The 11,581-nt window shown below is 61.4% G+C and carries 13 protein-coding genes; 7 read left to right on the top strand and 6 right to left on the bottom strand.

The window, feature by feature from the left end; translation table 11 throughout:
- Positions 1–60: 60 nt before the first annotated feature.
- From ACW9I6_RS25260 to ACW9I6_RS25240, 5 genes are all read right to left on the bottom strand, one after another.
- Positions 61–441 (bottom strand): Rho termination factor N-terminal domain-containing protein, encoded by a 381-nt coding sequence (locus tag ACW9I6_RS25260; RefSeq protein ID WP_178902607.1) that lies wholly within the window; start codon positions 439–441, stop codon positions 61–63.
- 57 nt (positions 442–498) lie between these two features.
- Entirely contained in the window at positions 499–765 is a 267-nt protein-coding gene (locus tag ACW9I6_RS25255; RefSeq protein ID WP_087692767.1) for a hypothetical protein, read from the bottom strand.
- 48 nt (positions 766–813) lie between these two features.
- The gene (locus ACW9I6_RS25250) at positions 814–1,161 is read right to left on the bottom strand and encodes a hypothetical protein (protein ID WP_008434934.1); all 348 of its coding nucleotides are present in this window, start codon (positions 1,159–1,161) and stop codon (positions 814–816) included.
- An 85-nt stretch (positions 1,162–1,246) separates the two neighbouring features.
- Positions 1,247–2,440: an MFS transporter gene (locus ACW9I6_RS25245; protein WP_457339968.1), complete on the bottom strand. Its 1,194-nt coding sequence runs from the start codon at positions 2,438–2,440 to the stop codon at positions 1,247–1,249.
- An 86-nt stretch (positions 2,441–2,526) separates the two neighbouring features.
- Entirely contained in the window at positions 2,527–3,186 is a 660-nt protein-coding gene (locus tag ACW9I6_RS25240) for an HD domain-containing protein (protein ID WP_457339967.1), read from the bottom strand.
- Between the two features lie 112 nt (positions 3,187–3,298).
- Here ACW9I6_RS25240 and ACW9I6_RS25235 point away from each other — a divergent pair, with 112 nt between their 5' ends.
- The 6 genes from ACW9I6_RS25235 to ACW9I6_RS25210 all read left to right on the top strand — a co-directional run bounded on the left by ACW9I6_RS25235 (position 3,299) and on the right by ACW9I6_RS25210 (position 9,237).
- Positions 3,299–3,778 (top strand): GNAT family N-acetyltransferase, encoded by a 480-nt coding sequence (locus ACW9I6_RS25235; RefSeq protein ID WP_004371239.1) that lies wholly within the window; start codon positions 3,299–3,301, stop codon positions 3,776–3,778.
- A 149-nt stretch (positions 3,779–3,927) separates the two neighbouring features.
- Positions 3,928–4,749: an SDR family oxidoreductase gene (locus tag ACW9I6_RS25230; RefSeq protein WP_004371237.1), complete on the top strand. Its 822-nt coding sequence runs from the start codon at positions 3,928–3,930 to the stop codon at positions 4,747–4,749.
- A gap of 31 nt (positions 4,750–4,780) precedes the next feature.
- Complete coding sequence (locus ACW9I6_RS25225) at positions 4,781–5,761, top strand: substrate-binding domain-containing protein (RefSeq protein WP_008434927.1); 981 nt, start codon at positions 4,781–4,783, stop codon at positions 5,759–5,761.
- The gene (araG, locus tag ACW9I6_RS25220) at positions 5,758–7,266 is read left to right on the top strand and encodes an L-arabinose ABC transporter ATP-binding protein AraG (RefSeq protein WP_008434925.1); all 1,509 of its coding nucleotides are present in this window, start codon (positions 5,758–5,760) and stop codon (positions 7,264–7,266) included. Before ACW9I6_RS25225 ends, araG begins: the two co-directional genes overlap by 4 nt.
- Before the next feature lie 16 nt (positions 7,267–7,282).
- Positions 7,283–8,248, top strand: coding sequence for an L-arabinose ABC transporter permease AraH (gene araH, locus ACW9I6_RS25215; protein ID WP_004371231.1), 966 nt, complete (start codon positions 7,283–7,285; stop codon positions 8,246–8,248).
- Positions 8,249–8,433: 185 nt separating this feature from the next.
- Positions 8,434–9,237 (top strand): IclR family transcriptional regulator, encoded by an 804-nt coding sequence (locus tag ACW9I6_RS25210; RefSeq protein ID WP_004371229.1) that lies wholly within the window; start codon positions 8,434–8,436, stop codon positions 9,235–9,237.
- Between the two features lie 136 nt (positions 9,238–9,373).
- On the opposite strand, the gene ACW9I6_RS25205 is transcribed toward ACW9I6_RS25210, so the two are convergent.
- Entirely contained in the window at positions 9,374–10,426 is a 1,053-nt protein-coding gene (locus tag ACW9I6_RS25205) for an NAD(P)-dependent alcohol dehydrogenase (protein WP_004371228.1), read from the bottom strand.
- 181 nt (positions 10,427–10,607) lie between these two features.
- Between ACW9I6_RS25205 and ACW9I6_RS25200 the strand changes: the two genes are divergently transcribed.
- On the top strand, positions 10,608–11,498 hold the full coding sequence (locus ACW9I6_RS25200) for an AraC family transcriptional regulator (RefSeq protein ID WP_004371227.1): 891 nt from the start codon (positions 10,608–10,610) through the stop codon (positions 11,496–11,498).
- The last annotated feature ends 83 nt before the right edge of the window (positions 11,499–11,581 follow it).

Here is an 11,581-nt window from a genome sequence, read left to right as displayed (position 1 = left end):
TGAATCTGGCACTGATACACCGCTTTCGCGAGCAAGCCCGCTCCCACATTTTGTTCCGCGTTAACCGGCCTTTTTCAGCGCCTCAATCAACTCATCCTTGCGCATGGTCGAGCGCCCGGGAATGTCCTTGGCACGCGCTTCTCTCAGCAAGCTTTCCTTGGTCTGCGTACCCAGCGAAACCCTGCTGTTACGCGGATGCCCCTCACGGCTGGCAGCAGCCCGCTTGGCCGACTCATGCCGGTCCAGGGACTTCTTTGCCGGCGCCTTGCGCTGGCCTGAACCGCCGGCCTTTTCGCCGCCGCCAGACTGCTTGTTGACGGTGGCCCAGGCCCGCGCCTCGGCTTCTTCTTTCGACAAGCCCTGGTGCTCATAACTCTCTTCGATATGGGCGGCCTTGCGCTTCTGTTCGGTGGTGTATTTGGCTTTGCTTCCACGAGGCATTGCGATACTCCTTCTGGCCCTCATACAAGATACAAGGGCCAGACCAGGCAAGGTGTGTTATTGGCTCGCTTCGCTTTCAAGCTTGCGAGCCGCTTCCACGCCGGACGCGGTGAGCTTGATCGGCAGGTTCAGCGAATGTTCACCGGCATCGTTGCAGGTCACATGGCCTTCCTTGATCCACCCGCGGTCCTGCAAGGTGGCCAAGGCGCTGGCCACCACTTTTTCACCTCGGTAATTGTCCAGCACTTCTTTGCCCAACCCACTGGGATGAGCGTGGAGCAGACGGGTGAGGACTTCTTTTTCAAGGTTGTGATCGACGTTCATGCATACCTCTTCACTGGGAAATGGTTGGGTGTTCGTCTTTCTTGCGCATTAAGGCGCTGGCTGTTTTGGCGCGCCGGGGATGTTGGAGTCGTCACCCTTGTTGATCGAGGGAGAAGTGGCACCTGGGCCCATTTTGCCGTTTGGCACCGCACCGCTGTTGCGATTGGTGTCGTCGCCCTGGGTACGCGGGTCTCTGCTGTTGTCGATGATGGCGCCGCCGTTGGTGTCCATGCCGGTACCCATCGAGTCCTTCGACTCCTGAGCGGCCGGGTTGGGCGGGCTGCCGACAGGGTCGGTCGGGCCGGTGCTGGAACCTGTGGAGGCGGCAAAGCTGCTCAGCGAAACAGCAGACAGCAAACCGGTGAGGGCGAGGGCGGCAAATTTGGAAGTCGTCATGATGGTGTCTCCATATGATTAATGTCCTTACCTGATATTGGTCCGCCCCCGTTTGTGATTCGTGCCTCGATACCGACGAACGGTCTTAGGTCGCTTGTAAGATTTTGTGTGACGAGATTCGGCGCCAGATCAACCGCGCCACCGTGATCAGCCAATTGAGCAGCGCCACCGCCAGTACGCTCATCAACAGGGTCGGCATGCCGTATTCGACGATGACCTTGCCCGCCAGCAGCGGGAAACCGAACACCCCGATAAAGTACGCCAGGCTGAACAGCAGCAACGCCTGGGACGTGGTGCCGGCGGGTGCTTCGTTCGCAGCCAAACCATTGATCACCGAATACGTCAGGCCGTAACCGACGCCCAGGGTGACGGCTGCCAGCAGGTAGCTGTAGTTGCCGCTGACCCTGAACCCGAACAGGAAAATCGACACCAGCATCAACCCCGACAACACACACGCCGTCCAATACGGATCACGCTTGACCACGATGCCGGCGATCAGCAGGCGGCTGGTAATCGCCGCACTCATGAAGCCCAGGAAGAACAGCGAATAGTCCAGCCCGTGCAACGCCGCGTAGCTGGTCTGGAAACTCGACAGCCCGCCAAACACGCAACCGCCGAGGCCCACCATGATGATCGCGAACACCGCTTTCGATGACAGCACCTGGCGCGTGGCCGACCAGGAAATCTTCGCCACCGGCGCGGTGTGTTGACTCAGCGCGCGACCCAGTCGCCAGAAAATCAGCACACCCACCAGGCTCGCCAGCGCTGCTATATGAAAGGCCGCCGTCAGCGAAAAATCCAGCGCACTTGCCGCCCGCCCCAGCAACGGCCCGGAGCCGATCCCGGTCATCATGCTGCCCGACAGCAGTGCGAAATATTTGGCCCGCTGTGCCGGCTCCACCAGCATCGCCACGATGATCGGACCCAGCGTATAGAAGACGCCCCAGCCCAACCCCAACGACAAGCCAAAAAGCATCAAGCCCTCGCCGAACCCCGGCGCCAGCGCAAAGCCCAGGCACGCCACCGCCAGCAATACGCCGAGCAGGGCGATCGACCTGGCAGCCCCCAGCAGGTCGGCCAGATGCCCGGAAACCAGCACCGCCACAAAGGTGCTGAGCATCGCCATGGAGATCACGCTGCCCGCGTCGTGTTCGTTGCCGCCGCGCGAATGGATCAGCAGCGACAGCAAGAATGTCGAGCCATAGGACAGGGAAAGCAGGTAGCTGGCGAGGCAGAAAAGGGCGAACAGTTTTCCGCCAACCGCAGGTGAGGCGTGCATGGGGGAGCCTTGCGTCTGTTGGATTTATGCCCAACTTTTTACCATGCACGGCCCGAGGGTTTGTTCTGTGGTTAGCGGTGCTTGCGTTAGCCCACAGCGGAGTATGGCGTGCCGATTTCTTCGATGAACAGGTCCATGAAACCCTTCAACCGCTCATGGCGCGCCAGGGCCATGCGTTGCCCCGTCGGCGTCTGAAATCCGCCCGCCAGATGCAGCAGCTTGGTCTGGAAATGGTCGAGGCAAAAGCGCTTGTCGTCGTACTCGCGATGCTGCGCCGTTGGGTCAGCCGGGTCATACAGCCCGCTGCCCATGCGCCCGGCGATATAGAACGTGCGGGCCACGCCGATCATGCCGAGGGAGTCCAAACGGTCGGCATCCTGCATAATCTTTGCTTCAAGCGTCACCGGCGTCAGGCCCGCCGAAAAGCTGTGGGTCTCGATGGCGTGGGTCACCGCTGCAATCGTCTCGGGCTGCCACGCCAACCCCTGCAAAATCTGCCCGGCCTTGTCCGCCGCCAATATTGAGGCCTTGGAACGCAACGGCGAATTCTTCTCCACCGCGACGCAGTCGTGCAGCAACACGGCTGCCAGCAGTACCTCGGGATCGCCGCCTTCCTCTGCCTGGATCAAGCGCACGTTGTGCCACACCCGTTGCAAGTGGGACAGGTCGTGGGCGCCGTCTTCCGAAGGCTCAAGGGCGTGAGGCAATAACGTCGCGGCGAGGTCGGTCAAGGGCGTGAAGGGCATGGGGGTTCTCAAAGGTCGATGGCCTGCAGGTTAGCCGTGAATCAAATTGCACTGCAATCGGTCATTAAAGCGCCTTAGTATGTGTGCTCTCTTTCCCTGACAAGGCCTGCCCATGACCATCGAGATTCGCCCCGCCGTGCCCAGCGATGCTGCGCAGATCCTGACCTTCATCACCGAGCTTGCCGACTATGAAAAAGCCCGGCACGAAGTGATCGCCAGCGTGGTGGACATCGAGCGCAGCCTGTTCAGTGAAGGTGCCACCGCCCACGGCCTGATCTGCCTGCGCGACGGTTTGCCGATCGGCTTTGCGGTGTTCTTTTTCAGCTATTCCACGTGGCTGGGCAGCAACTGCCTGTACCTCGAAGACCTGTACATCAACCCCGAGCAACGCGGTGGCGGGGCGGGCAAGAAGTTGCTGCGCCACCTGGCGAAAATCGCCTGTGACAACGGCTGCGGGCGTTTCGAGTGGAGCGTGCTGGACTGGAACGAGCCGGCCATCGCGTTCTACAAATCCATCGGTGCCCAGCCCCAGGAAGAGTGGGTACGCTACCGCATGGAAGGCGACGCCCTCAGGGATTTCGCACAGGGTTAAGTGTGCATAAAGGACCGGCTTTTAAAGCCGGTTTTTTTATATATTTGCTCACTATATGGGATGATAATTTATATATTGAGATGTTCCGGTTTCTGGGTTTATAGTCTTGCGCATCAGCACTCACTACCAAAAACAAAACAGGTGAAGCGATGCAGGCACAACCGTTGTCGTTACCTCCGGTGCCCGAGCCGACTTACGGCGAGCGACTGAAGAACAAAGTCGTGGTCATCACCGGTGCCGCCCAAGGCATTGGCGAGGCTATCGTCGCCTGCTTCCAGGCTCAGCAGGCGCGCCTGGTGATCGGTGATATCCAGGGCGAGAAGGTCGAGCAGGTCGCCGCCCACTGGCGCGAACACGGCGCCGAGATCTACGCACAACCTGTCGACATCACTTCCAAGGATCAATGGCGCGCCCTGGTGGACGTCGCTATCGAACGCTTTGGCCGCGTCGATGTGCTGGTCAATTGCGCCGGCGTCAACGTGTTCCGCGACCCGCTGGAAATGACCGACGAAGACTGGCGCCGCTGCTTCGCCATCGACCTCGACGGCGCCTGGTACGGCTGCCGTACCGTGTTGCCGCACATGATCGAGCAAGGCATCGGCAACATCATCAACATCGCCTCCACCCACTCCAGCCACATCATTCCCGGCTGCTTCCCGTACCCGGTGGCCAAGCACGGCTTGCTCGGGCTGACCCGCGCGCTGGGCATCGAATACGCGCCCAAGGGCATCCGCGTAAATGCCATCGCGCCGGGCTATATCGAAACCCAACTCAACGTCGATTACTGGAACGGCTTTGCCGACCCGCACGCCGAGCGCCAGCGTGCCTTCGACCTGCACCCGCCCAAGCGCATCGGCCAGCCGATTGAAGTGGCGATGACGGCACTGTTTCTTGCGACCGATGAGGCGCCCTTTATCAATGCCACCTGCCTGATGATCGATGGTGGGCGGTCGGTGATGTACCACGATTAAAACTTTTCCAAATAACAAGAAGAGGTGGTTCATGCTCAAGAAAACACTAGGCACCCTTGCCCTCACGATGGCGCTCAGCGGCCTGGCCTCTGCCGAAGAAGTAAAGATCGGCTTCCTGGTCAAGCAGGCGGAAGAGCCCTGGTTCCAGACCGAATGGGCCTTCGCTGAAAAAGCCGGCAAGGACCATGGTTTCACCGTGATCAAGATCGCCGTGCCCGACGGCGAGAAGACCCTGTCCGCCATCGACACCCTGGCCGCCAACGGCGCCAAGGGTTTCGTGATCTGCCCGCCGGACGTGTCCCTGGGCCCTGCGATCATGGCCAAGGCCAAGCTGAATAACCTCAAAGTGCTGGCGGTAGACGACCGCTTCGTCGACGCCAAGGGCAAGCCCATGGAAGACGTGCCTTACGTCGGCCTGGACGCCTACAAGATCGGCCAGAAACAAGGCGAAGCCATGGCCACCGAAGCCAAGCATCGCAACTGGGACTGGAAGGACACCTACGCCGTCATCAATACCTTCGACGAGCTGGAAACCGGCAAGAAGCGCACCGACGGTTCGGTAGAAGGCCTCAAGGCCGCCGGCCTGCCGGTTGACCATATCCTGTTCACCGCGCAGAAAACCCTCGACGTGCCGGGCGCCATGGACTCCACCAACTCGGCCCTGGTGAAACTGCCCAGCGGCGCGAAAAACCTGCTGATTGGCGGCATGAACGACAGCACCGTACTGGGCGGCGTACGCGCCACCGAAAGCGCCGGCTTCAAGGCCACAAACGTGATTGGCGTGGGCATCAACGGCACCGACGCCATCGAAGAACTGAAGAAATCCGACACCGGTTTCTACGGCTCGATGCTGCTCAGCCCCGATGCGTCCGGCTATAAAACCGCGACCTCGATGTTCGAGTGGGTGACCAAAGGCACTGAGCCTGCCAAGTTCACCGCACTGGATAACGTGACCCTGATCACCCGCGCCAACTTCAAGGAAGAGTTGAGCAAGATCGGTCTGTGGAAATGAACAGCGCCGCTGCAGAGAGCCTGCGCTTCAACGGCATCGGCAAGGAGTTTCCCGGGGTGAAGGCCCTGGCGCAGATCAGCTTTGAAGCGCGGCCCCATTCGGTGCATGCGCTGATGGGCGAGAACGGCGCGGGCAAGTCGACCTTGCTGAAAATCCTCGGCGGTTTTTATCCGCCCAACAGTGGCAGCTTGCAGTTGGGCGAACGCAGCGTAAGTTTCAAGTCGGCGGCCGACAGCATCGCCAGCGGCATCGCAGTGATTCACCAGGAGCTGCAACTGGTGCCGGAAATGACCGTCGCCGAGAACCTGCTGCTGGGGCATATGCCGTCGCGCTTTGGCGTGGTCAATCGCGGCGCGATGGTGCGCAAGGCACGGGACCTGCTCAAGGGCCTGGCGGATGAAATCGATCCGAACATGCGCCTGGGCAGCCTGTCCCTCGGCCAGCGGCAACTGGTGGAAATCGCCAAGGCCATGTCGCGCAACGCCCATGTGATTGCGTTCGACGAACCCACCAGCAGCCTCTCGGCCCGTGAGATCGAGCGGCTGATGGTGATCATCGCCCGACTGCGGGATGAAGGCCGGGTGATCCTCTACGTGTCGCACCGCATGGAAGAAGTGTTCCGTATCTGCGATGCGGTGACGGTGTTCAAGGACGGGCGCTTCGTGCGCACGTTCGAGGACATGACGCAGTTGAACGTCGACCAACTGGTCAACTGCATGGTCGGGCGCGATATCCAGGATATCTACGACTACAGGCCGCGCGAGCACTGCGGTGAAGCGCTGCGAGTCGAAGGTTTGCTCGGGCCGGGGTTGCAGGAACCGGTGAGCCTGCAGGTGAACAAGGGCGAGATTCTCGGGCTGTTCGGCCTGGTGGGGGCCGGGCGCACAGAGTTGTTGCGCCTGCTCGCCGGGCTGTCCCGCAGCACCCAGGGGACCCTGGTGCTGCATGGCCAGGCGCAGACGTTCAAGACACCACGGGATGCGATTGCGGCGGGGGTGTTGCTCTGCCCCGAGGACCGCAAGAAGGAAGGCATCGTGCCCCGCGCAAGCGTTGCAGAGAACATCAATATCAGTGCGCGGCGCGACCATGCGCGCTTCGGCTGGCTGATCCAGGGCGGCTGGGAACGCACCAACGCCCAGCGGCAGATCAGCGCGCTGAACGTGCGCACGCCGTCGGCGGACCAGCCGATTCTGTTCCTGTCGGGCGGCAATCAGCAGAAGGCGATTCTCGGCCGCTGGTTGTCGATGCCGATGAAAGTGTTGCTGCTGGACGAGCCGACCCGCGGCATCGATATCGGTGCCAAGTCGGAGATCTACCAGATCATTCACAACCTGGCGGCCAGTGGCATCGCGGTGATCGTGGTGTCCAGCGACCTGATGGAAGTGATGGGCATCTCCGACCGCATCCTGGTGATGAGCGAAGGCGCCCTGACCGGCGAATTGACCCGCGATCAAGCGGACGAAGCACGGCTGCTGCAACTGGCTCTTCCGCGTACGCGGGACTGAAGAATACGAGGTGGGTATGTCACAGGTAAAAACCGCAAGAAGCTTCTGGCCGGGGTTCAACCAGCGCAAGTTTCTTGATGATTGGGTCATGCTGCTGGCGGCCTTGAGCATCTTCGTGCTCAGCGCCATCTTCATCGACAACTTCCTCTCGCCGCTGAACATGCGCGGCCTGGGGCTGGCGATTTCCACCGTGGGGATTGCGGCCTGCACCATGCTGTTTTGCCTGGCGTCGGGGCACTTCGACTTGTCGGTGGGTTCGGTGATCGCCTGTTCGGGCGTGGTGGCGGGGATCGTGATTCGCGACACCGACAGCGTGTTCTTCGGCGTGTCGGCGGCGTTGGCCATGGGCCTGGTGGTGGGGCTGATCAACGGCATCGTGATCGCCAAGCTGCGGATCAACGCGTTGATCACGACGCTGGCGACGATGCAGATCGTGCGTGGGCTGGCGTATATTTTTTCCAACGGCAAGGCGGTCGGCGTGATGGACGAAAACTTCTTCGTCTTTGGTAACGGCCAGCTGTTTGGCGTGCCGGTGCCAATCGTCATCACCGTGCTGTGCTTTGTGTTTTTTGGCTGGTTGCTGAACTACACCACCTACGGGCGCAACACCATGGCCATCGGCGGCAACCAGGAAGCGGCGCTGTTGGCCGGGGTGAATGTCGATCGCACCAAGATCATCATCTTTGCCGTGCACGGCGTGATCGGCGCGTTGGCCGGGGTGATCCTGGCGTCGCGGATGACCTCGGGGCAACCGATGATTGGCCAGGGGTTCGAGTTGACGGTGATCTCGGCGTGCGTGCTGGGCGGGGTGTCGCTGAGCGGCGGGATTGGGATGATCCGGCATGTGATTGCCGGGGTGCTGATTCTGGCGATCATCGAAAACGCGATGAACCTGAAGAATATCGACACCTTCTACCAATACGTGATTCGCGGCTCGATCCTGTTGCTGGCGGTGATTATCGACCGCATGAAACAGCGATAAAAAGGGCGCCACACGACCAATGTGGGAGCGGGCTTGCTCGCGAAAACGGTGTGTCAGTCAGCGTATGCATTAACTGGAAAACCGCCTTCGCGAGCAAGCCCGCTCCCACATTTTGATCTCCTCTGTTTTGCTGGTCCGCATTTGCCATAATGCTCGCCGTTTTCGTACTTCCCAATAGGCCCGATATGCAGGAAAACGCCCAAACTCCCGTCAAAGAAGCCGCGCCCACCGGCACTCAAACCCTGCTTCGTGGCCTGGGCGTGGTGCAGGCAGTGGCGGCCGGTGCGCGGGATCTGAAGGAAATCGCCAAGCGCATCGGCACCACCCGCAGCACCACTCACCGCCTGGCCAGTTGCCTGGTGGAAGAACGCTACCTGCGCGTAGTGCCGCAAGTCGGTTATCTGCTGGGCCCCAAATTGATCGAGCTGGGTTTCCAGGCCCGTGAAGAACTGCCTTTGGTCAGCCTGGCAGTGCCGTATCTGGACGAGTTGTCGGCGTTGACCGGCGATACCATCCACCTGGCTATCCGCGAATACGACGACGTGCTGTACCTGCACAAGAACCCTGGCCGCAACGGCCCGGAAATGCGCTCGCGCGTCGGCCATCGCATGCCGCTGGCGCGCACCGGGATCGGCAAGGCGTTGTTGCTGGATGACAGCGTGGAAGAGTGGCAGCGCCTGTATCAGGTCAGCCTGCCGACGGGCGGGAAGAATCTGCAGTGGCCGCAGCACCCCGAGCAATCCTGGGCGCAGTTTGAACAGCGCATGCAGGAATACGTGGCGGGCGGTTATGCATTCGATCTGGAAGACAACGAACCGTCGATCCGTTGTGTCGCGGCACCGGTGCGCGATGCCAGCCGGCGAATCGTCGCCGGCATCAGCATCGCCAGTACCGTGCCCTACATGCCGCTGGAGAAAATGGCCGAGCTGATCCCTGTGATCAAACAGGTCGCAGCACGGCTGTCAGCGGAGTTGGGCGCGAAGGCCTGATCAGGCCGTGATCGTTCCCACGCTCCGCGTGGGAATGCCGCTTCGGATGCTCCGCGTCCAGCACTTGAGCCCTGCGCAACGGTGACGCGGAGCGTCACAGCATGCGTTCCCACGCAGAGCGTGGGAACGATCTTGGTCAGGCCTTGAGGGTCGCCATGTCGATCACGAAGCGGTACTTCACATCACCGGCAATCATGCGGGTGTAGGCTTCGTTGATCTGGCGGATGTCGAGCATCTCGATGTCGCAGGTGATGCCGTGCTCGGCGCAGAAGTCCAGGACTTCCTGGGTTTCGGCAATCCCACCGATCAACGAACCGGCCAGCACTTTGCGGCCCAGCACCAGCTTGGCAGCGTTGACGGGCGGGTCGACCGGCTCGATCAAACCTACCAGGATGTGCACGCCGTCAAAGCGCAGTACGTCGAGGTAGGGATTCAAGTCGTGCTGCACCGGGATGGTGTCCAGCAGGAAGTCGAAATGCCCGGCAGCGGCTTTCATCTGGGCTTCGTCGGTGGACACGATCACGTGGTCGGCGCCCTGGCGACGGCCTTCTTCAGCCTTGCTCGCGGAGCGGGTGAACAGCGTCACTTCCGCGCCCATGGCCTTGGCGAACTTGATGCCCATATGGCCCAAACCGCCCATGCCCAGAACGCCAACCTTGTCGCCAGCCTTCACGCCGTAATGCTTGAGCGGCGAGTAAGTGGTGATGCCGGCGCAGAGGATCGGCGCGGCGCTGGCCAGGTCGAGCTTGGCCGGGATCTTCACCACGAAGTGCTCGCTGACCACGATGCTGTCGGAGTAGCCGCCCATGGTGTTGCTGCCGTCGACCCGGTCCGGGGTGGCGTAGGTCATGGTCGGGCCTTCGAGGCAGTATTGCTCGAGGTCCGCGTGGCAGGCGTCGCAGTGACGGCAGGAGTCGACCATGCAGCCAACACCCACCAGGTCGCCGACTTTGTGCGCGGTGACGCTGGCGCCGACGGCGGTGACTTTACCGACGATCTCGTGGCCCGGCATCAGCGGGTACACGGCGATGCCCCATTCGTTGCGTGCCTGGTGGATGTCGGAGTGGCAGACGCCGCAGTAGAGAATTTCGATCGCCACGTCATCGGCGCGCGGGCTACGGCGTTCGAAGGACATGGGGGCGAGGGGAGTGGTGGCCGATTGAGCGGCATAACCGATGGCGGTGTACATGGAGAAACCTCGCAGGTGCAGTAACAGGTGAGGTGGCGCATTCTCCGCGCCGTGCCTGGGTGCGGCCATGGCGATTGCTCCGAGTCTCATGCCTATTCGTCCGGGAGTGCACCTGGATTGGATCGTTGTGGCGCCAGACCTGCGATGATGGTCTCATCCCCTTTTTCGCGAAGTTTTTGCCATGTTGTTGACCCGCCATGTCGATGCCAATGCCGCGTTGGTTGCCTTGATCGAACCCCTGACACCCCGTGATGGGTTCTCGCCCACGAACCTGCCGGGCGTGCAGGTATTGCGTGCCAGTTGCGATGTGGCGCGGGGCCCGCAGATTTATGAACCGAGCCTGATGATCGTCGCCCAGGGCAGCAAGGTCGCGTACCTGGGCCCGCGTACCCTGGAGTACGGCGCGGGGCATTACCTGATCCAGGCGATGCCGGTGCCGTTCGAATGCGAGACTTTTGCCATGCCGAATGCACCGCTGTTGGGGGTGACGGTGGGCATTGATCGGGTGGTGCTGGGTGAGTTGGTGATGGCGATGGGGATCCAGAGCGGGCCACCGCCGGCGGCGCAAACGTTGGAGTCGATGAGTTCGGTGGTGCTGGACGACGCCATGCGCGGCTGTGTCGAACGCCTGTTGCAGTGCCTGCACGATCCGCTGGAGAGCCGGATCATGGGTCCGGCGCGGGTGCGGGAATTATTGTTCACCGCATTGCGCGGGCCACAGGCGGATGTGTTGCGGGCGTTGGTGGAGCAGCAGGGGCAGTTTTCCCGGGTGGCGACTTCGTTGAATCACCTGCATGCCCATTACGCCGAGCCGCTGAATATCGAGACGTTGGCGGGTTATGCGCACATGAGCGCGTCGACCTTCCACGAACACTTCAAGCGCTGCACGCTGTTGTCGCCGGTGCAGTACCTCAAGCGTCTGCGGTTGCTCAAGGCACAGCAGTTGCTGCTGGTGGAAGGCATGGGCGTGGCGCAGGCGGCCCACAGTGTGGGGTATCAGAGCACGTCGCAGTTCAGCCGGGAGTACAAGCGCTACTTCGAGCGCAGCCCCGGGGATGAGCGGGCGGCGTAACTCTCCCGGGCACAATTCGGTCAAAAATGTGGGAGCGGGCTTGCTCGCGAAAGCGGTGGTTCAGCCAAAACATCTGTGACTGA

It is taken from the genome of Pseudomonas sp. SDO5522_S412, from assembly GCF_054071215.1.
This window is presented reverse-complemented; position numbering and strand designations above follow the sequence as displayed.